Below are 22,803 nucleotides of genomic sequence, written 5' to 3' on the forward strand. Positions count from 1 at the left end.
AAGGAGAATTACTAAATATGGAGAGGAATACAATACATCCTATGGAAATGCTTCAGAAAGATTTAAAAGTGATATTATCCGCTATACCAGAAAAGTCTAAAATATATTATATGGAATATCCGGTTTATGGTAATGTAGGGGATCTTTTAATAATGAAAGGAACAGAAAAGTTTTTTGAGGAGTATGAGATCGATGTAGTAAAGCGTTATAGTTTTATTAATTTTAAAAAGGGAACAAAAATTCCTGAAGATTGTATTATTGTATGTCAAGGAGGAGGGAACTTTGGAGATTTATATCCTGGTCCACAGGATTTAAGAGAATATTTAATAGAAAATTACCCTAATAATAGGGTGGTTATTTTACCCCAAACTATCCATTATAAAAATCAAAATAAATTAAAATGTACGGCGAAAATTTTTAATCAACATAAAGATGTACACTTATTTGTTAGAGATGAGAATTCTTACAGATTAATAAAGAATGAGATAGAAAATAATGTGAAGTTATCTCCTGATATGGCACATCAACTATGGCCTATCTATATTGATACAAAACCAGAAAAAGATTTACTTAATTTTATAAGGACAGATGATGAAATGAATCTTAATTTAGAAAGTAGCGAAGATAGTCAAGGAGAGGTTATGGATTGGCCTGTTTTATTGTCTAGTTTAGATCATTCTATTATAAAAGCATTTCAGTTCTTAAGTAGGATAGACAGAGTACTATTTAATTTACTTCCAATACATAAAATTTGGAAGATGTATAGTGATTACTTAGTTAAAAAATCTATTAATATTTTTAGTAATTATAAATGCATAAGAACATCAAGGCTTCATGGACATATTTTAGCCTGTTTAATGGATAAAGAAAACATTGTTATTGATAATTCTTATGGGAAAAATTCAACATATTATCAAAGGTGGACTAAGAGTTTTAAAAAATCTAAACTAATTAAGTAAAATAATATACAAGAATATTTAAGAAAGGGAGAGAATAGAAATTAGCTCTAAATTTACAAATTTATTTAAAAATATTGCTATATTTGCATTGGGATCTATTGGAACTAAAATGATCGTGTTTCTTCTAATTCCTTTATATACTTATACTTTAAGTAAGAGTGAGTTTGGCTATGTAGAGCTAATAAACGTACTTATATTCATTATGGTACCTATAGTTAGCTTCCAATTAGCAGATTCGGTGTATAGATTTTTATTGGATGCTGTAGAAGAAGAAAGAAAAGCCATAATCTCGACTACGTTAATACTATTAGTAGTATCTATATCTGCATGTGGGTTTATTACATTTCTCTTAAGTTATAATGAAAAAATTTCTACATTTTTCAAAGGGAATATATCTATAGTTTTTATTGTTGGTGTGAGTACAATACTTATAGGGATTTTTAAACAAATTGCCAGAGGAATAAACAAATCTATAGCTTTTGCAGCTACTGATATCATACAAACCATCCTTACAGCAATCAGTGCCGTTTATTTATTGTATGTAAAGGATAAAGGTATAGAGGGATACTTTGATTCTCTTATTATTGCAAATATAATGAGCTTAATCGTTTTGTTAATATGGATTAAAATATGGAGATACATTGACTTTAAAAAATTTAATAGGGAGTGTGCTAAAGATTTATTAAAGTATGGAGTGCCATTAGTACCAAATGTTTTAGCGTGGTGGTTTATAAATGCATCTGATAGATTTGTTTTAGCTAGATATACAAATTTTGAAACTATTGGTTTATATTCATTAGCTTTTAAATATGCAGGTATTTTAATGGTCTTTTCTACCATATTTAATTTAGCTTGGCAAACTACAGCTAATGGTTTGAAAAAATCTGATGAAAAAGAAGTTATATTTTCAAAAGTGTTTAAAGCATATTATGTATTTTTTATATTTGTTTCGACATTTATGTTGATTTTTGGAAAAACGGTGTTAGATATTATAGCTACCCCAGACTATTATGAATCTTGGATATTTATTCCTTTTTTACTAAGTGCTAATTTTTGTATTATTATGTCGGGATTCTATTCTGTCGCACATCTTTTAGCTAAAAAAACCACTAAGATATTTTATAGTACTCTTATTGTAGGGACATTAAATATTATATTAAATTTGCTATTAGTACCTAAATTTGGTGCTCAAGCATCCGCTTTTAGTACATTTGTTTCTTGTTTAGTAATGTGGATAATTAGAATAAAAGATACAAAAAAATATATTAATGTTGTTATAGATGTAAAACACCTAGCTGGAAATTTAATTATGCTTTTATTCATAGGGATTTTTCAATTTTTACAGATAGATTCTCTCAGCTATTGGATTGTTAGTCTTGGGTTTGTTATAATTTTACTAATGATTAACTTTAATGTTTTAAAACAAATTAAACCTATGATCACAATAGTAGTCCAGAAATTTAAAAATCATTTCAATTAATTGAAATGATTTTTATAGTAAATAAAAAGATAGAGGTAGATTGATGAATAAGAAGATGACATTTGTTTTTGTTACTTTTGTGTTGCTTATAACTTCTATTGTAAGTGGTAATTTATATTGGAAGAAACAGATTGCTGATGCAACGGAGGTAATAGAAGAGCTAAAAGTACCTAAAATTGAGACAAAGGCTGAAAATAGAAAAGATGTAAATGTATCTTTTAATGAAACATATGCAAAGAATTTACCAGATGCAGTGAAAGGGAAGTTGAGGAAAGCTGCTGAGGAAAAAAAAGCAGTAAATCTTGTTATTATTGGTGATGAAGCGTCTTCATCTGAAAAGGATGCTTGGGCAGCTAAGTTAACGGCTAATTTAGAAACTGCTTACGGTAAAGGCTTATGGAATGTGACAGTAAAGGAATATAAGGGTGAAAGTACAGAGGAGTTAATCGCGAATAAACGTGATAAAGAGATTGCAAAAAATAATCCAGATGTGATTTTATTTGAACCACCATTTATTACTGATAATAGTAAAACTGGTAATGGCAACTCTGTTGTGAATACACAGAAGTTCGTTCAAGCACTTTCTATTAGTGCAAAGGGTGCTACTATTATGATTCAGCCGTCGAACCCAGTGTATGGTGCGAAGAATTATCCGAAAGCAATTGAGGCATTAAAACAATTTGCTTTGCAAAATGGTTATACATATGTTGATCATTGGGGAGCGTGGCCTGATGCCACAACAAAAGAAATTTTACCGTATTTACAAGAAGAGTTTGGTTTCCCAAGTGCTAAGGGAAATGAAATTTGGGCTCAATATATTACGGAATATTTTGTTGATAAATAAAATATGAAAAAGAAGAGAGCAGTTATTGATTATTGGTGCTGCTCTTTCACTTGTTTATTGGGGACTTTATTAACGATATGTATGCTCACGAAGAAATATGGGGCATCAAAATGTAAGTTAGGTTTTAGGGTGTTAACTAATTAGAGAAAGAATAAATTAGTCGAGTACTTAGAAGTATATAAAAGGAGTTAATTTAGTAGAAGAGAATGGAATAAACATAAAGGAGCGCTAAAGATGCGATTTAAGGACATGCTTCGAAAAAGTATATTAGTGAGAAAAATTTTGAAGTATAGATATGATAGGAAAACTAAATGGAGAAGAGACGGGATTGAAAAATATGGAATAGAGTGTCTTCTGATGATAAGAGAGACTTTTAAAGCGCATAATCAAGAGTTTTGGTTAGATTATGGGACGTTACTAGGTGCTATTCGTGAGAAAGATTTTATTAGCCATGATTTAGATATGGATATAGGTACTCTTAATATAAGTGAACAAAAAAAAGAGGAAATTGAGGAGTCTTTAAAAAATAAAGGTATTATAAAGATAAAAGAATTTAGAGTTAATAATAATATAGCAGAACAAACTTTTGTATATAAGGATGCATACGTAGATATTTTTTATTACCATGAAGGTATAGATGAAAAAGTATGGTGTTATTTCTTTGAAGAGACTGACAGTATGGAAAAAATATATAGTGATGGTGAGGAGGAAATTGTTATTGGGTGGAGAGCTAAAACTGCTACTTCAACGTTATTAGGAATAGAACATTTAGAATTTAAGGGTGAAATATTCCCTGTTCCTAGTAATTATGAACAGTATATTATTGAAAACTATGGCCCTAGTTATATGATTAAAGATAAAAATTGGGATTATGCTAATTCAGGGAATAATATTGATATAGTAGGAATTAGTGATGTAAAGGCGACTTTTAAATTAGTTTAGAATAGCTTGTAGGGCAGAGGATAAAAAATCCTACATTAAGGTAAAAGATATTTATAGAAATGCATTGACAAATTATAGTAACTTTTACCTTATATGGGATTTATTTTTTGAAACGAGTAGTTATTTTGTTTAGGAATAAATAAATTATTTCATCTTTTGTTATAAATAAAATAAGTATATATACGATTATATTTATACTTACTAATGATAAGAAAAGTGGAATTGGTTGTGAAATAAATAATCGAACAAAGTAAGAAACAGGTATGAATAATAAGGAATAAAACCCATACTTTATTTTAGATAATTCAAATAGGTGAAATTTTATTTTTAAATATTTCCTTATGTAAAAATACTCTGAGAAAAATAATAAAAAATTAGCGAAAGCTGTGGTTAAAATAGCCGTGAATGGTGATAAAATATTCAGTCGTATTAAAAGAATATTTAGAATTAAATTTATAACCCCACATATAAAAATTAATCTTACTAATATTGTTTCCCTTTTTTTTACATAAAGTATTTGGTTTGCTAAAATTGATTCGAATCCTAGTGAGATCATGTAGATTGCAAAGATAGCTAGTACGTGTCCTGATTTTTCAAACTCAGATCCTCCATAAATATATACCCCCACATCTGATATGATAAATAAGCCAATAGAAGCGGGGAATAAAAAGCATACATAAATTTTTGAAATAGTATTCAACAAATTTATGTAAGAAGCATTATTATCGCTTCCTGATAAATGAGATAATCTAGGAATCGTGACTTGTATGATACTTAACATTAGCATATGGATAATGCTCATAATTTGTTGTGCCATAGCATAATAAGATACCGACTTAGTGCCAACATATTGACCTAACATATAGCGGTCTAGTTGTGTGTATAAAATATTAGCGTTGGAGAATATAACTACTAAAAATAGTGGCTTTATGTGCCTTAAAATACTAATGTTTTTAAAATCAAATTGAACATGTCGCCGTACATAAATGAAGCTAATTATATTATTAAAAAAGGTTGAAAGGACTAATAGCCAGACGTATTGATTGTAGTCATCAGAACCTTTTATTAGGAAGAATAGAAAAATTACATAAAAAATCCGAATGATTATAGTTTTAAGGGCAATAAAATCATAATTTTCAAAGGCTTCATTTACCCATTCTACATAAAAAATAGAGCTAATAAAATTAATTCCATAAATAAGTAGTATGGGGAATATAAGGTTATCTTGATAACCTACATAAGTAAATAGAAGATATATGAGAAGAGTACCTACACTTGTAATAAGTGTTATTGTAAATAGACTTGTAAAAAGCTTATTTACTTTTTGTATATCGTGTTTAATTAGGCTCATTTCTCTCATACCATATTGGTAAACTCCAAAAACTGCGAATATAAAGAAATAGTTAAAAATAGATTCTGAAAATTGTACTTTCCCGATAGAAGATGCTCCAAGTGTACGATAAACATAAGGACCTACCAGTATCGGAAGAATTAAGTTGAAAAGATTAAGTAGCACTTTGTAAATAATATTTTTGAATAGTGATTTTTGCATTTCTATAGCAAACCTTTCTAGGTATTTTAGAGAAAAAATAGTTAGTTTTTCAAATAGAATATTACATTTATTTGAATTTATAAATTAACTGCAACTAGATAATTGTAATATATAACCTATTTTTGAACAATAAAAATGTGAACTTACAAAACATTTACATAGTTAGTTATTAATGTTAATATCGATAACGCATTTAAAAATTGAATGCGTTATCGATATTATGGAGGCTATTGATTTGCAACATATATTAAGAGTATTAGACGTCATTAATCGAGAACCAAAAATAAGTCAGAAAAAAATTGCAGAATACTGTGGAATTTCTACAGGAAAAGTGAACTATATTATTAGTGATTTAGTAAAGAAAAGATATATTTCTAGTGAGAAAATAGGCAAGCAAATAAAGTATTATCTAGAGGAGGATGGATTTGTCTTTTGGCAAAATGAACTAGCTATTCTTCAGAAAAAGAAAATTAAAATAAATCAAAATGGTTATAAAAAAATTAATCAAGCAGTTATTTTAGCCGCTGGGAGTCGAAAAGAATTAGAAATGCCATCAGGTTTATTATCTATAGGGGATAAAATACTGTTAAATAGAAATATAGAAATATTAAGTAATTATGGGATTGAAAAAATAGTTATTATTTCTGGGTATAAAAAGGAAAGGTTTGTTCCTTGGAGTAAACATCGGGGGTTGTATTTTGTAGAGAACCAGGAGTACAAATGGACAGGATCAATGGCTTCGCTTGCTTGTGCAAAAGGAATAATCGATGACGATTTTTTATTAATTGAAGATGATATTTTAATAGAAGAAAATGCAATTAGACAGGTATTACAACATCCTGAAAGAGATTGTGTACTAATTACAAATGAGAGTGGCTCTGGGATGAGGCCTTTGTTGAAATTCAAGAAGGACATTTATATAAAATTTCTAAAGATATCCACCAATTAAATCGTATTGATGGTGAGATGATTGGGGTTTCAAAGGTTTCGTATGAAGTTTTTGATAAAATGTTAGGAGTATTTGCATGTAATCAAAATCCATATGTAAATTACGAATATTTACTTTTAGATATTGCGAGAACTTATGACATCGGATATGTAAAGTTGAAAAATGTTGTATGGGCTGAGATCGATACAAAACAACAATATGAAATTGTTAAAAATACAGTTTATCCTCGTTTAATGCGAAAGGAGGCAGAATTTAAAGAAAAACAAATAAAGCAATTCATTGTAGAGGGATTAGGGGTTCAGGAAGATGAAATTACAGATATTCAGCCATTTGGAGGCATGACTAATACTAATTTTAAAGTGTGTGTGGATAATTCTGAATATGTACTACGTATTCCTGGAAGTGGCACTGAAGATATGATCAGCCGATATGATGAAATGGTAAATTCGAAATTTGTAAGTGAGTTAGGAATTGATGCTGAACTACTCTATTTTAATGAGAGTACAGGTGTGAAATTAGCTAAATTTATTTCTAATGCAGAAACATTAAATCCGAAAACTGCAAAACGTAATGATAATATGGTGTTAACAGCTACAGTCTTGAGGGATTTACATAATTCAAACGCATTAATGAGTAATAGGTTTAATGTATTTGAAAAAATTGAACATTATGAACGGTTGTTAGATAGGGTAAACGGTTCTAACTTTAATGACTATGAAAAAGTTAAAAAAGAAGTCATGGAATTAAGAGGCGTTTATGAAGGAATGAAAATTAAGTTAACGCCGTGTCATAATGATACTGTTCCTGAAAATTTTGTGAAAAGTGGCGGAAATAAAATTTATTTGATTGATTGGGAATATGGTGGTCTAAATGATCCAATGTGGGATATTGCCGCTCATTGTTTAGAAAGTGGATTTTCTGTTGAAGATGAAGAGCTATTTTTAAAGTATTATTTTAATGGGAAAATAGAACCTTCACATAAAAAAAGAATATTAATGAATAAAATTTTCCAAGATTTTTTATGGAGCATTTGGACGAAAATCAAAGAAGCTACTGGGAGCGATTTTGGTACATATGGGATGGATCGTTATCGTAGAGCTAAAGAAAATATGCAATTATTTATAGAGTATTATGGAGGATATCATTATGAATCTAAAGCAAAGTAAAGGTATCCTATATGGTGCTTTTTCAGGTTTTGCTTGGGCTGTAGATACTGTATTAATTGGAATTGTTTTGTCTTCAGCAATTATGATAGATACAAAACAAGTTATATTTCTTGCACCTCTAGTTAGCACTTTTTTGCATGATTTTATGTCTGCAATGTAGATGATGATTTATATGGCTATGAAAGGAAAGTTAGCGACTGTACTTTCAAAATTAAAAACAAGAAGTGGGCGCTTTGTAGTTTTGGGGGCGCTTTTAGGTGGGCCGTTAGGTATGACCTTTTATGTATTAGCTGTAAAATACATTGGTGCATCATATACAGCTGCTATTTCAGCAATATATCCTGCAGTAGGGGCTTTTTTTGCATTTATGTTTCTTAAAGAGCGGTTACATTCTTGGAATTGGTTAGGGCTTATAGTCAGTATAACGGGTATTACTATATTAGGTTTTATAGGAGTAAGTAATCCGACAGAAAGTTACATTTTAGGCTTTGTATTTGCTTTAATTTGTGTTTTGGGATGGGGATTGGAGTGTGTAATTTGTGCATACGGTATGAAGGATAATGAAGTTTCCCCGGAAGAGGCTTTACAAATTCGTCAACTTGTTTCGTCTATTACGTATGGGTTAGTAATTTTACCTTCTTTAGGTGGACATTTTTTAACAAGAGAAGTTGTTTTTAGTAGTGACTTTATTTTAATCATTTTTATTGCATTAGTGGGAACAGCTTCATATGTTTTTTACTATAAAGCAATTCATGAATTAGGACCAACTAAAGCGATGGCATTAAATATTACATATTCAGCTTGGTCCATTTTAATTTCTGTATTTATACTAGGTGCCTCCCTTTCAGGTGGATTAATAATTAGTTGTTTATTTATTATTATGGGGGCTGTTTTAACAGTTTCAGATTCACAAGGGTTTAGAAAGAAAAAATATAGAGGTGAAGCAGCATGAGAGCGATTTTATTAGCAGCAGGTATGGGGACAAGATTACGTCCATTAACTTTAACAAAACCTAAATCATTAGTTGAAGTACAGGGTAAGCCAATGCTAGAACGTCAAATTGAATTTTTACAGGAAAAAGGTATAGAAGAAATTATTGTTGTTACTGGATATTTATCAGAAAAATTTAATTATCTTACTGATAAATATAAAAATATTAAACTTGTATATAATGACAAATATAATGTATACAATAATATTTATACTATGTATTTAGTGAGAGAATATTTATCAAATGCATATGTTGTTGATGCAGATGTATATTTACATCGTAATATTTTTATTGAACAACCTAATTCATCTCTATATTTTAGTGCGAAAAAAGAACATTTTTGTAATGAGTGGATTATTAAATATGGTGTGAATAATAGAGTGTACGATATTGAAGTCGGTAATGGTCATAATGATTATATTTTATGTGGCATTTCATATTGGTCTAAAAATGATGCGGCTTATATAGTGAAAGAGCTTGAAAAGGTAGTTGCTCAAGAAAACTTTGGTGAATTATATTGGGACAACATCGTCAAGGATAATATTACCAATATTAATGTTCATTTATATGAAATCAATAGTAATGATAGTTTTGAAATTGATTCGCTTGAAGATTTAAAAATGGTTGAGGAAAAAATTTCCATGATAGAGGTTTAAATATTAAGTTTTTTTTGGAGGACTATAATTATGGCAATACTTGTAACAGGTGGAGCAGGATATATTGGTAGTCATACATGTGTAGAATTACTAAATAGCGGTTACGAAGTTATAGTAGTGGATAACCTTTCGAATAGCTCGGTAGAATCTATAAATCGAGTGAAAGAAATAACAGGAAAACAATTTAAGTTTTATAAAGAAGATGTTTTAAATCGCGAAGCGCTTGACGCAATTTTTGAAGAAAATGCAATTGAAGCAGTTATTCACTTTGCAGGATTTAAAGCTGTAGGGGAGTCAGTAGCGATTCCATTAACATATTATCATAACAACATTACAAGCACGTTAGTGCTATGTGAAGTAATGCAGAAACATAATGTAAAGAAGATAATCTTTAGTTCATCTGCAACTGTATATGGTATCCCGGAAACGTCACCGATTACGGAGGAGTTTCCATTAAGTGCAACAAATCCATATGGTCAAACGAAATTAATGATTGAGCAAATTATGCGTGATGTAGCATTTGCAGATGCAGAATGGAGTATCGCATTACTTCGCTATTTCAATCCATTTGGTGCACACGAAAGTGGGCGTATCGGAGAAGATCCCAATGGAATCCCAAATAACTTAATGCCATATGTAACGCAAGTAGCGGTAGGTAAGTTAAAAGAATTAAGCGTATTCGGAAATGACTATCCAACGAAAGATGGAACAGGAGTCCGTGATTACATCCATGTTGTGGACTTAGCAAATGGTCACGTAAAGGCGCTTGAGAAAGTACTGAGTACAACGGGAGTAGATGCTTATAACCTGGGCACAGGCATGGGCTATAGTGTACTAGAGATGGTTGAAGCGTTTGAAAAAGTTTCGGGCAAGAAAGTTCCTTATAAAATTACAGAGCGTCGTCCAGGTGATGTGGCAGTATGTTTTGCTGATGCATCGAAAGCAAAGCGTGAATTAGGCTGGGAGGCAAAACGCGGATTAGAAGAAATGTGTGCAGATTCTTGGAAATGGCAATCAAATAATAAAAATGGTTATATTAAATAACGTCTTTAAGTTTTCAGTGTACATACTTTAGACGTTTAAAGCATATGTCCATAATCTCATGTACTATAAATTAAATATTCATAAGCTTGAAAATGAAGTTATGAGGAAAGTAGGAAAACAATGAATTCAATTCTAATCTGCGGTGGAGCTGGCTATATCGGCTCTCACGCTGTAAAAAAATCAATAGATGAAGGTTTATCTGTAGTAGTAGATAACTTACAAACTGGTCATGAAGATGCAATTACGGAAGGCGCGAAGTTTTATAATGGTGATCTTCGTGATAAATCATTTTTAAGAGATGTTTTTAAACAAGAAAATATTGAGGCGGTAATGCACTTTGCAGCTGATTCTTTAGTTGGAGTTAGTATGGAGAAGCCCCTTCAGTATTATAATAATAATGTGTATGGTGCTCTTTGCTTGTTAGAAGTAATGGATGAGTTTAAAGTAGATAAGTTTATTTTCTCTTCTACTGCCGCAACGTATGGTGAGGTAGATGTGGACCTTATTACTGAGGAAACGATGACAAATCCGACGAATACATACGGAGAGACGAAGTTAGCAATTGAGAAGATGCTTCATTGGTATAGCCAAGCCTCTAATTTACGCTATAAGATTTTCAGATACTTTAACGTAGCTGGTGCAACTTCAAATGGTATTATTGGTGAAGATCACCGTCCAGAGACACATTTGATCCCTCTTGTGCTGCAAGTGGCACTAGGTCAACGTGAGAAGATTATGATGTTTGGTGGTGACTATAATACACCAGACGGTACTTGTATCCGTGATTATATTCATGTTGAGGATTTAGTAGCCGCTCACTTCTTAGGGCTTAAAGATTTGCAGAACGGCGGAAAGAGCGATTTCTATAACTTAGGAAATGGTAATGGATTCAGTGTAAAAGAAATCGTTGATGCAGTTCGTGAAGTTACAAATCATGAGGTTCCAGCTGAAGTAGCACCGCGCCGTGCAGGAGACCCAGCGCGTTTAGTTGCTTCTTCTCAGAAAGCGAAAGAGAAGTTAGGGTGGGATCCGAAGTATGTAAATGTAAAAACAATTATTGAACATGCTTGGAATTGGCATCAGAAGAAACCCCATGGGTATGAGAAATAAGGATTTAAAATTAAAATATAAGGAAATAATTTGCTAGTTTAAAAGGTATGTGTTCTATGGCATACCTTTTAAATTTGAAATTGGAGGATAATAGAATGAATTGGAAACAAGAATTTAGTCGCTGGCTTTCTTACGCACAATTAGATGCAGAATTAAAAGAACAGCTAGAAAATATGAAGCAAGATGAGAAGAAAATCGAGGATAGCTTTTATAAAAATCTAGAGTTTGGCACAGGTGGTATGAGTGGTGAACTTGGTGCTGGTACGAACCGTTTAAACGTATATACAGTTCGTAAAGCAACAAAAGGATTAGCAAGCTTTATTGAAAAATTAGGTGAGGAAGCGAAAAAACGCGGTGTTGTTGTAGCCTATGATTCTCGTCATAAATCACCTGAGTTCGCAATGGAAGTTGCTGCTACACTTGGGGCACGCGGTATCACAACATATGTGTTTGAAAGCTTACGTCCAACGCCAGTACTTTCTTTCGCAGTTCGTCATTTACATACAGTAAGTGGAATCGTTCTTACGGCAAGCCATAATCCACCTGAATATAACGGATACAAAGTATACGGTGAAGATGGTGGACAGTTACCTCCAAAAGAAGCAGATGAGTTAATTAGCTACGTAAATGCAGTAGAAGATGAATTAACAGTTGAAGTCGCTGATGTAGAGCAATTAAAAGCTGACGGTTTATTACATATTATTGGACAAGAAGTAGATGATGCATATGCTGCAGAATTGAACAATGTCATCATTAATAAAGAAATGGTGCAAAAGGTCGGCAAAGACTTAAAAATCGTCTTTACACCATTGCACGGAACATCAAATATTTCTGTACGCCGTGGTTTAAAAGAAGTTGGATTTACAGATGTAACAGTTGTAAAAGAGCAAGAGTTACCAGATCCAAACTTCTCTACAGTAAAATCACCGAACCCAGAAGAGCACGCAGCGTTTGAGTATGCCATTCGTGACGGTGAAAAGGTAGGCGCAGATGTATTAATCGCAACTGATCCTGACGCAGATCGTCTAGGTGTAGCAGTGCGTAATCATAATGGTGAGTTCCAAGTATTAACAGGAAACCAAACAGGTGCATTAATGCTTGATTACTTACTATCTCAAAAGAAAGAAAACGGAACGCTTCCGGAGAACGGTGTCGTATTAAAAACAATCGTAACGTCTGAGATTGGCCGTACAATTGCGAAAGCATACGGTTTAGATACAGTTGATACGTTAACTGGATTTAAATTTATAGGTGAGAAAATTAGGCAGTATGAAGAAAGCGGACAATATGAATTCCAATTCGGTTATGAGGAAAGCTATGGTTATTTAATCCGCCCATTCTGCCGTGATAAAGATGCAGTACAATCTGTCCTATTTGCATGTGAAGTAGCTGCATACTACAAATCACAAGGGAAAACGTTATATGACGGTCTATTAGAAGTATTTGAGAAGTACGGTTTCTTCCGTGAAGACCTTGTATCGTTAACGTTAAAAGGAAAAGATGGAGCTGAAAAAATCCAAGAGATGATGGCAACGTTCCGTGAGAATCCGCCGAAAGAAGTAGCTGGCTTAACAGTCGTAGCAGTGGAAGACTATAAAGCAAGCATCGTTACATCTTTACAAGATGGACATAAAGAAGAGATTCACTTACCGAAATCAAATGTGTTAAAATATCAATTAGAGGATGGTTCATGGTTCTGCCTACGTCCATCTGGAACTGAGCCGAAGATTAAGTTTTACTTTGGTGTGAAAGATAGTTCTTTACAAAATAGTGAACAAAAGTTACTTACTATTAAAGAAGACATTATGAATCGTTTATAATAAATTTTAGAAGAGTTCGGTTGAATATCGAACTCTTCTTTTTTATGAACAAATTTCAAACTATAAAATCCACTGATTCACTAATCTACCAATATGCTATGATAAATACACTAAGTTAGTAATATATCGTTTGTAAAGGATAAAAGAAACAGGTGAAATAGATGAATAAAAGACAACAAGAAATTTTACAAGTTTTATTATCTGAGTCTAATGAGTATTTGTTAGTGAAGGAGCTTGCTGATAGGGTAGAATGTTCGGAGAAGACGATTCGTAATGACTTTAAGGTGATTGAGGGATATTTAGAGAAGTATTCAGATGCACTTCTTATTCGGAGACCGGGTTTAGGTGTCTGTTTAGAAATTAATGATTATGATAAGTCCAGTTTGTTTAATAAATTATATGCTGTAAAACAGGATATAGGCTATGCATCAGACGAGGAGAGATTGTTGCAAATTGCGTATAGCTTGTTGATGAATGTTAAGCCGGTTACAGTGAAGGAGCTTGCTGAGCAGTATTTTGTTAATAGAGCTACGGTTAAGAAAGATTTAGATAGAATTGAAACGTGGCTTGAGGAACTAGGGTTAGATTTAGTTGTAAAGCAAAGGATAGGATTAACGGTAGGGAGCGATGAGAGAAGTAAGAGGAAGGCATTAGCTAAACTATCAGATTTAATTAATAATCGTGAATTAATGAATCAATTTATTAAAAAGCAATTTTTGTATCATGAAATTGAGTTTGTAATGACTGAATTGAAAGCGTTACAACAAAGATATGGTACGTTTTTTACAGACGATACGTTAGAGAACCTTTTATTACATACATTAATCATGGTGCGGAGGATGAAGTTAAAACAACCAATTTCAATGTCTAAAGATGATTTGAACTTTGTGCAGGAGACGAAAGAGTATGGGTGGACATTAGATTTTTTAACAAGGTTAGAGTTTGTATTTACGGTTCATTTTACTGAGGAAGAGGTAGCTTATTTAGCCATTCATATTTTAGGTGGAAAGTTTCGCTATCAAGATGGATGGGAAAGAAGTAAGTTAAATGTGAGTAGTCCTGTGCTTTCACAAATTGTATCGTATTTAATAGATCGTATGTCTAGGTTGAATGAAATTGATTTCGAGAAGGATACGTATTTATTAGAGGGATTGCAGATGCATTTGTATACGACATTAAATCGTTTGCAGTATAATCTTTCTGTCTCGAATCCGATGCTTCATGAAATTAAGCGAATGTATCCATATATGTTTGATATGTTAATTCATGAGCTGGATGATATTAATAAATCATTAAGTCTACAAATCCCTGAGGAAGAAGCAGCCTATCTTACTTTACATTTTCAGGCAGCAATGGATCGTTTGAGTGATAAAAAGGTATCGAAAAATGTAATTATTGTTTGTCATATGGGAATAGGGATGTCGCAATTATTACGGACAAAAATCGAAAGGAAATTCCGGTATGTCCATGTGATGGATTGTATCGCAAAGTCCGATTTAGAAGGATACTTAATGAAAAATAAAAAGGTAGAGCTTATTATTTCTACGATAGATCTCCCGCCGTTAAATATCCCTCACTTTGTTGTATCTCCTTTATTAGAGCGGAGTGAAGAAAGTAAGTTAGAGGATTTTATGAAGAAATTAGATAAACTACCGTCTAACGGAAATAAGGACTTTGTGTTATTGAATTACACAACGCCTTTTTTAGTCTTTTTACAACAAGAAGTAGAACATCGATACGAATTAATTGAAAAATTGGCGAGATCTCTTTATGAAAAGGGATATGTAGAGAAAGAATATATTGAAAGTGCGATTGCTAGAGATAGAATGTCAGCAACAACAATTGGTGCAGGGGTTGCCATTCCGCACGGAAGTCCTAAGCTCATTAAACAATCCGCAATTGCAGTGGCTACGCTTAGGGAGCCGTTGGATTGGGGAGTAGAGAAAGTATCGCTCGTATTTATGTTAGCAGTTAAGAGTGATGGTAAGGAAGTTACGAAGCAGTTATTTCATGAGTTGTCTTTTATAAGTGAACAACCTGTTTTTGTACAGAAACTTATAAAGGAAACCAATATAATGAAGTTTTTATCTTATTTAAGATATGAATAGGTAAGGCGAGAAGCCTTACTTTTTTGATTTCTTCGGTAAAATAATGTTTTTTCCGGAAGTTACGGTAAAAAAGAAAACTTTTATGAAGCAAATATTGATATATATTATTTGTAGGCGCTTACATAATGGTAAGGAGGATTAAAATGAAAGTATTAGCGATTACATCGTGTCCAAATGGGATTGCCCATACGTATATGGCTGCAGAAAACTTGCAAAAAGCAGCGGATAAATTAGGGATTAAAATGAAAGTTGAAACACAAGGTGGTATAGGTGTTGAAAATGAACTTACTGAGCAAGAGATTCGTGAAGCAGATGGCATCATTATAGCTGCGGATCGAGTAGTAAATAAAGATAGATTCATAGGTAAAAAGTTATTAGTTGTAGGAGTTAAAGATGGTATTCGTAAACCAGAGGAACTTATTCAAAAAGTAGTAGATGGTAATGTTCCTGTGTATCATTCGGAGGTGCAAAAAACAGGAAATGATTCACAAGGAAAAAAACAAAACCCTATATACCGTCATTTAATGAATGGTGTATCATTCATGGTTCCTTTCATAGTTGTTGGGGGATTATTAATCGCAATTGCATTGACACTTGGCGGCGAAAAAACTCCTGGTGGTTTAGTAATACCAGAAGGATCTTTTTGGAAAACAATTGAGCAAATAGGTGGAGCTTCATTTGCATTCATGGTGCCAATTTTAGCTGGTTATATTGCGTATAGTATAGCTGATAAACCTGGACTAGTTCCTGGTATGATTGGCGGATATATCGCAGCAACGGGAAGTTTTTATGGTAGTGAGAGTGGGGCTGGCTTCCTAGGTGGAATTATCGCAGGTTTCTTAGCTGGTTATGTAGCTCTGGGAATTAAAAAGTTAAAAGTGCCAAAAGCAATTCAACCAATTATGCCAATTATTATTATTCCGGTATTTACATCACTTATTGTAGGTTTAGCGTTTGTGTTTATTATTGGTGCTCCTGTAGCGCAAGTATTTGAATCGTTAACAGCTTGGTTATCTGGTATGCAAGGTTCAAGTTCGATTCTTTTAGCCTTAATTTTAGGTGCAATGATTTCATTTGATATGGGTGGTCCAGTAAATAAGGTGGCATTCTTATTTGGTTCCGCAATGATTGGAGAAGGAAATTATGAAATTATGGGACCGATTGCAGCAGCAATTTGTATTCCGCCAATTGGGATGGGACTTGCTACATTTATAGGAAAGAGAAAGTTCCAAGAGTCGGAAAAGGAAATGGGGAAAGCCTCATTTACGATGGGCTTATTCGGTATTACAGAAGGAGCTATTCCTTTTGCAGCGCAGGATCCATTACGTGTTATTCCAAGTATTATGGCTGGTTCGATGACAGGTGCTGTTATTGCAATGATTGGTAACGTAGGGGATAGAGTAGCACATGGTGGACCAATTGTTGCGGTACTAGGAGCTGTAGATAACGTGTTTATGTTCTTTATTGCTATTATTGCAGGTTCTCTTGTTACAGCGGTTATTGTGAATGTATTAAAGAAAGATATTTCAAAAGCTGAAGAAACACAGGAATTAAAAGAAATGAAAGAAGTGTCAGCAACAAAGGAAGTAGCAGAAGTTCAAGGGCAAGTAATAGAAAAGCAAGCTGAAAAGGTTGAAATTCAGAAATTAACAGATATAACGAGTCTGGAGCTAATTGATATTAATTTAGCAGGAGAGACACGTGACGATATTATTGATGAAATGATTGAGAAATTAAATGCTGTAGGTGTTTTACATTCTGATTCAGAGTTTAAGCAAGCAATTATGAGTCGCGAAGCAGAGAGTAGTACAGGCATTGGAATGAATATTGCGATTCCTCATGGGAAGTCGAATGCAGTAAAAAAACCGAGTGTTGTATTTGGAATTAAACAATCAGGGGTAGATTGGAAGAGTTTAGATGGAACGGATGCAAAATTAATATTTATGATTGCAGTTCCAAAAGAGAGTGAAGGAAATGAGCACTTGAAGATTCTTCAAATGCTTTCAAGAAAACTTATGGATGATAGTTATAGAGAGAGATTAATATCTGTCCAAACGAAAGAAGAAGCACATAAGTTATTAGATGACATCGTATAAAATGGAGGATTTTAATCATGACAGAACCGTTATTTTTTGCACCCATTTTTAAAGAAAGAATTTGGGGTGGTACGAAATTAACTTCTTTCGGATATGAAATACCATCAGAACAAACGGGAGAATGTTGGGCTTTTGCTGCGCATCAAAATGGACAAAGTGTAGTTAAAAATGGAAAGTATAAAGGCTTGTCTTTAGGACAATTGTGGAATAATCATCGAGAATTATTTGGGGATATTGAGGGGGATTGCTTCCCTCTTCTTACAAAAATTTTAGATGCAAATCGTGACTTATCTGTTCAAGTGCATCCAAATGATGAATATGCACGTATAAATGAAAATGGTGAGCTAGGAAAGACTGAATGCTGGTATATCATTGATTGTAAAGAAGGTGCTGAAATTATTTATGGGCATCATGCAAAGACAAAGGATGAACTAGTAGAGATGGTGGAGCAAGAAGAGTGGGACAAGCTATTACAACGTGTAAGGGTGAAGCCAGGTGATTTCTTCTTTGTTCCAAGCGGGACTGTTCATGCAATTGGTGAAGGTATTTTAATATTAGAAACACAACAAAACTCTGATACTACTTATCGATTATATGATTATAATAGAAGAGATTCAGAGGGGAATTTACGTGAACTTCATCTTGATAAAAGTATGGAAGTAATAGAAACGCCATTTGTTTCAAGTCAACAAGTTGTTCAATATGAAGAAATAGAAGATTTATGTGTAACCAAGTTTATTGAGTGCTCTTATTTTTCCGTGAATAAATGGAATTTAGATGGAGTGGTTAATTTAACGCAAAAAAGTCCATTTCTTCTCTTAAGTGTAATAGATGGAGAAGGAGAGTTAATACATGGTAATGAAACGTATCGATTTGAAGAAGGGGATCATTTCATATTACCAAGTAACTTTGGGGAATATAAGATTGTAGGGCGTGCTGAAGTTATTGTTGCGAGTGTGTAAGAGAAAATATAACAGGAGAGGGTATCGTCGACAAAATATGTTCGACAATACCCTCTCTTTTTTTTTAGGATTTTTGCTATACTAAACTGTACTATAATACATGATGGAAGGAGGAGAATGATGAAAATACTTGTGGTTGATGATGAATCGAGTATTCGTAATTTGATTCGGATGCAGTTGGAGATGGAAGGTTATGAAGTATTGGCAGCGGCTGACGGGAGAGAAGCTTTGGAGCGATGGAATGAAGGGCCAGATGTATTGATTTTGGATGTTATGCTTCCGGATACGGATGGGTATGAGTTGCTTCGTTTGTTCCGTGAGAGGGATAGGGATATTCCGGTGCTTATGTTAACGGCAAAGAGTCAGATGAATGATAAGTTGCTGGGCTTGCAGCTTGGTGCTGATGATTATGTGACGAAGCCGTTTAATTATGCGGAGCTTATTCTTCGGGTTAAGAATATGGCGCGGCGTGTAAAGAAGACGGAGGCGGCTGTAAGTCATGAAGTAATTGAGGCTGGAGAGATCGTGATTTGTCCTAAGGAAAGAAAGGTACATGTGAGTGGACAGGAGATTCAGTTAACGTACCGAGAGTTTAATTTATGTCAGTTATTTGTTTCAAATCCGCAGCGTGTGTTTATGAGGGATGAGTTGCTTGAGAAAGTATGGGGATTTGAGTATATCGGAAATACGAGAGCAGTTGATATTATGGTGCAGAGACTTCGCAAGAAGCTTGGGACGAGCGGAGAATATATTAAGACAATTTATGGCGTTGGCTATAAACTGGATTGTTAAGTGGTGATGGTATGTCTTTAAAGCGAAATATGGTGTTTGGAATAGTTGGGCTGTTAATTCCGATTTTTGTTCTTTTATATGCAGTTGTTTATATTACGTTAGAAAAGAATATGTATCATAATGCAGCAGATTCTTTAGAAAAGTTAAGTGTAGAAGCACAAATTTATACGATGAATTATTTAGAGAAGGAAGCAGAAGTGGATACGCTTGGTCCGAATTCACTTTTAATTGCGTCGTATTTAGCGAAGCGTATGGATGTCCGTGTGCAGATGATCGGGAAGAATGGCGATGTTGTTGCAGATACACAAAAAGGAGCATTGCTTCACCGTAACATCGACATTGAGAGTTCCTTGAAGGGGAAGAAGTCGTATGTTTTCGAGGAGGCGGATCCCGCTCCCATTCTTTTGTTTTCAAGCCCAGTTTATTATGGAAACGATGTCATTGGAAGTATTCGTTTTATAAATGAGTTAACGGGTGAGAAGGAAGTTTTAACAAATGTGAGCTGGACGTTCTTAATGACGTCTCTTTGTTTAGTAGCTACCGGTATTTTCTTTGCAATTCGTTTGGCGAAGTCTCTTCATAAACCAATTGATCAGTTGAGACAAATGGCACAGCGGCTCGCGAATGGTGATTATAAGAGTAAGATTGAGTTAAATGAGTACGTGGAAATCGCTCAGCTTTCAGCATCTTTTAACGCGATGGCTGATGGAATTGAGCTGCATATTAAGCAGTTGCAGGAGGAGAAAGAGAAGCAGAAAGATTTCCTAGACCGCATTACGCATGAGCTAAAAACACCGCTAACGGCAATTATCGGTTATGTGGATTTAATTCCGAAGTTACAATCGAAAGAAGATGTACAGGAAAGTCTTCGTTATGTGGCTGTGGAAAGTGAGCGTTTATTATCACTTGTAGAGGAACTGCTTAAGTCTTCGAAATATGGGAAGAGTACGTTTGAAGTGTCTCCTACAGTTGTGAATATAAAGGAATTGGCAGAAGAAGCAGTTTCAATTGTGAAACCTCGCCTAAATCAGTTTGAAATTGAAGTGATAAATGAGTTAACGGATGTACATGTTGTTGCGGATTTTGATAAGACGAAGCAAATTTTCTTAAATGTGCTTGATAATGCAATTAAGTATAGTGATGCTTCGCACATTCGTATGAATGTAATTGTAAATGAGCATGAGGCGAAGGTTTTTGTTCATGATGATGGGATTGGTATAGATGAAGTGGTGCTTGCAGAGTGGAATGAGTCTCCGAAAGGAAAGGCACTTCCTTCTAGTTACGGGAATGGTTATGGTTTGTATATTTGTCAGGAGATTATGAGTAAGCAGGGCGGAAGCATGCGGATTGAGAGTAGTGAAGAAATAGGTACTACAATATTCATTACATTTTTGCTTCCGAGAAGGATGGAAGACATAAAAAACTTGAAAGCGGTTAAATGATACATTTATGAAACAATTATGCGGTATTTTCGAAACAACGTTTTTTTATCTTGGAGGTAGGCAGAAATGAAAAGGCTATCATTTCAAATTCTTATGTTTGTCATTTGTATGATTGTTTCTCTTGTTTTGTTTTATGTTATGGAGAAGCAAATCTATAATCGAATTAACATTGTAAATGATAAACAAGCCGTTTTACAAAGGGTGAATGAATCTCTTCCCATTGAAGTGAAAGTAAGACATGAAAAGTGGGGAGAAATCGTTGTAACGGATGAAGTTCGTTTGCATACGATTGTTTCATTCTTTGACCGAATTCGAATAGAGCCTGAGGGCGTTAAGAGCCAAGAACAAGTATTTACTGGAGAAGTAACGTACTTGAATGGACATAAGCGTACTTTTGCAGTAGGTGACTTGTTCCAGTATGGGGAAAATGTATACGGAAAGAATGGCATGGATCCGATGATTTCAGCACTTCAAACGTATTTATTAAGCCTGTATTACACACCAGAGCGTATTAGTGATTTCTTTGCTTCAGCAAAGGATATCGTAGTACGTCAAGGTGATGTGGTACGTACTATCAATCTTACGCACATACTTGATTCTATTCGATACGCAAAGCAAATTACAGATTACGGAGAAATTCAGAAGTTATTACAATCGCAGAATGAACCGATTGCTTATATTACAGCTTATAAAACAGGTAAGCGTGTAAAGAATGATCGTGAAGATATTCTTACGATTTCTGTGTATCCATCGTACTTTGTTGTGCAATATCTCGGTGATAATAACGGAAATGTCATGTATATGAAAAGCTCTCTAGCAGAGTTATTCGTAAAGGAGAATGCGTCATGAGAAAGATAGCCTTTTTCTTCTTTTTGCTAGTAATTGGAGGAGCGATGTCTAGTTGCTCTCGAGATACAACCTCTATTAAATATAGTAAAAATGGTCTCCCTATTTTGGATGATCGTCATATTGTTGCGTATGTAGCGGCTCGTGAGGAAGTTGGTGAAGCGTTACTTTCATCATTTTGTAAGCCGCGCGGATGTACGTATGAATTTATTCGTCTTTCAACAGAAGAACTTCTTCGTAGAGTGGAAGAAGAAGCTGGAAATCCGAAGGCGGATATTATTATTGGCGGTACAGTAGATGCGCATCAAATGATGAAGCAAAAAAATCTTTCTATTCCTGTGATAAGCCAACATGCAAATCGTATTTCAAAAACTGTTAAAGATAAAGATGGTTATTGGTACGGTTATGAAGTGGAGAAGCTGGCAATTGCGATTAATAAAGAGCGGTGGAACGAGGAAATAGCGCCGCTCGGTCTCTCGTATCCGTTAAGATGGAAAGATTTATTGAATCCAGTATATAAGGGAAAGATTGTCATGCCCGATCCAAATGTTTCAGGTACAGCATATACGTTTTTCCAATCACTGATTGATACGTTAGGTGAAGAGGAAGCGAAGGAATATGTGAAGAATCTGGCGGAACAAGTTGGAGAAGTAACAGTGAATGGTTACATCCCAGCAGAACTTGTTGCGAGCGGTGAATATATGATAGGCATCAACTTTATGGGAGATCAGAGAATGCTTCAAAAACAAGGTTTTCCGATTTTAAGTAACGAACCTGAGCAAACAGGGTTATCTGTTAATGCGATTTCTAAACTAAAACGTGCACCGAGTGGTATTATTGCGGATTTATTTATTGATTATTGTTTATCAGAAGAAGCGGGGCATATTTTAGAAAAAGTGTCGTTTGGCGTACCAACGATGTTTGCGAAGAATGAGAAAGAAATAGAAGGACAGCCGGTTAGAAGAACGAACCAAAATATATCAAATAGCGGAATAATCGAGATATGGAATAGACAGCGTCTCTCTCTGAAGTGAGAAAAGGAGA

The 22,803-nt window shown here is 33.9% G+C and carries 16 protein-coding genes and 2 pseudogenes; 17 read left to right on the forward strand and 1 reads right to left on the reverse strand.

Translation table 11 applies throughout. The features are described 5' to 3' along the window. Positions 1-17 precede the first annotated feature (17 nt). From AC3WVZ_RS28190 to AC3WVZ_RS28205, 4 genes are all read left to right on the forward strand, one after another. Complete coding sequence (locus AC3WVZ_RS28190; protein ID WP_098955238.1) at positions 18-959, forward strand: polysaccharide pyruvyl transferase family protein; 942 nt, start codon at positions 18-20, stop codon at positions 957-959. 73 nt (positions 960-1,032) lie between these two features. Further along, a complete protein-coding gene (locus tag AC3WVZ_RS28195; RefSeq protein WP_322371700.1) occupies positions 1,033-2,439 on the forward strand; it encodes a lipopolysaccharide biosynthesis protein in 1,407 nt (468 codons plus the stop codon). 43 nt (positions 2,440-2,482) lie between these two features. After that, positions 2,483-3,283, forward strand: coding sequence for an SGNH/GDSL hydrolase family protein (locus AC3WVZ_RS28200; protein ID WP_233935730.1), 801 nt, complete (start codon positions 2,483-2,485; stop codon positions 3,281-3,283). Between the two features lie 234 nt (positions 3,284-3,517). Then, a complete protein-coding gene (locus tag AC3WVZ_RS28205; RefSeq protein ID WP_233935731.1) occupies positions 3,518-4,225 on the forward strand; it encodes a LicD family protein in 708 nt (235 codons plus the stop codon). Positions 4,226-4,325: 100 nt separating this feature from the next. Here AC3WVZ_RS28205 and AC3WVZ_RS28210 read toward each other — a convergent pair whose 3' ends face one another. Next, complete coding sequence (locus tag AC3WVZ_RS28210) at positions 4,326-5,777, reverse strand: oligosaccharide flippase family protein (RefSeq protein ID WP_233935733.1); 1,452 nt, start codon at positions 5,775-5,777, stop codon at positions 4,326-4,328. 235 nt (positions 5,778-6,012) lie between these two features. On the opposite strand from AC3WVZ_RS28210, the pseudogene AC3WVZ_RS28215 reads away from it, so the two are divergent. The 13 genes and pseudogenes from AC3WVZ_RS28215 to AC3WVZ_RS28275 all read left to right on the forward strand — a co-directional run bounded on the left by AC3WVZ_RS28215 (position 6,013) and on the right by AC3WVZ_RS28275 (position 22,793). Beyond that, positions 6,013-7,892, forward strand: a pseudogene (locus tag AC3WVZ_RS28215) (phosphotransferase). Next, positions 7,873-8,844: pseudogene (locus AC3WVZ_RS28220) on the forward strand (DMT family transporter). The pseudogenes AC3WVZ_RS28215 and AC3WVZ_RS28220 overlap by 20 nt, the downstream one beginning before the upstream one ends. Next, on the forward strand, positions 8,841-9,539 hold the full coding sequence (locus tag AC3WVZ_RS28225) for a sugar phosphate nucleotidyltransferase (protein ID WP_205172857.1): 699 nt from the start codon (positions 8,841-8,843) through the stop codon (positions 9,537-9,539). The pseudogene AC3WVZ_RS28220 and the gene AC3WVZ_RS28225 overlap by 4 nt, the downstream one beginning before the upstream one ends. A gap of 30 nt (positions 9,540-9,569) precedes the next feature. Then, complete coding sequence (gene galE / locus AC3WVZ_RS28230) at positions 9,570-10,583, forward strand: UDP-glucose 4-epimerase GalE (protein ID WP_233935741.1); 1,014 nt, start codon at positions 9,570-9,572, stop codon at positions 10,581-10,583. A gap of 120 nt (positions 10,584-10,703) precedes the next feature. After that, complete coding sequence (galE, locus tag AC3WVZ_RS28235) at positions 10,704-11,693, forward strand: UDP-glucose 4-epimerase GalE (RefSeq protein ID WP_233935743.1); 990 nt, start codon at positions 10,704-10,706, stop codon at positions 11,691-11,693. Between the two features lie 95 nt (positions 11,694-11,788). After that, positions 11,789-13,513, forward strand: a complete 1,725-nt coding sequence (locus tag AC3WVZ_RS28240) for a phospho-sugar mutase (protein WP_233935744.1) — start codon at positions 11,789-11,791, stop codon at positions 13,511-13,513. 161 nt (positions 13,514-13,674) lie between these two features. Further along, the gene (locus AC3WVZ_RS28245) at positions 13,675-15,621 is read left to right on the forward strand and encodes a BglG family transcription antiterminator (RefSeq protein ID WP_205172448.1); all 1,947 of its coding nucleotides are present in this window, start codon (positions 13,675-13,677) and stop codon (positions 15,619-15,621) included. Positions 15,622-15,764: 143 nt separating this feature from the next. After that, positions 15,765-17,717, forward strand: coding sequence for a PTS fructose transporter subunit IIABC (locus AC3WVZ_RS28250; protein WP_205172446.1), 1,953 nt, complete (start codon positions 15,765-15,767; stop codon positions 17,715-17,717). Positions 17,718-17,734: 17 nt separating this feature from the next. Beyond that, entirely contained in the window at positions 17,735-18,679 is a 945-nt protein-coding gene (gene manA, locus AC3WVZ_RS28255) for a mannose-6-phosphate isomerase, class I (RefSeq protein ID WP_205172444.1), read from the forward strand. A gap of 120 nt (positions 18,680-18,799) precedes the next feature. Beyond that, positions 18,800-19,471: a response regulator transcription factor gene (locus tag AC3WVZ_RS28260; protein WP_000699553.1), complete on the forward strand. Its 672-nt coding sequence runs from the start codon at positions 18,800-18,802 to the stop codon at positions 19,469-19,471. 11 nt (positions 19,472-19,482) lie between these two features. After that, positions 19,483-20,913, forward strand: a complete 1,431-nt coding sequence (locus AC3WVZ_RS28265) for a HAMP domain-containing sensor histidine kinase (protein ID WP_000054014.1) — start codon at positions 19,483-19,485, stop codon at positions 20,911-20,913. Between the two features lie 66 nt (positions 20,914-20,979). Next, on the forward strand, positions 20,980-21,762 hold the full coding sequence (locus AC3WVZ_RS28270; RefSeq protein WP_000826616.1) for a DUF3919 family protein: 783 nt from the start codon (positions 20,980-20,982) through the stop codon (positions 21,760-21,762). Next, positions 21,759-22,793 carry an ABC transporter substrate-binding protein gene (locus AC3WVZ_RS28275; protein ID WP_001225641.1) on the forward strand — a complete coding sequence of 345 codons (1,035 nt, stop codon included), beginning with the start codon at positions 21,759-21,761 and terminating at the stop codon, positions 22,791-22,793. The genes AC3WVZ_RS28270 and AC3WVZ_RS28275 overlap by 4 nt, the downstream gene beginning before the upstream one ends. Positions 22,794-22,803 lie beyond the last annotated feature (10 nt).

The organism is Bacillus sp. CPT56D-587-MTF, assembly GCF_058792335.1.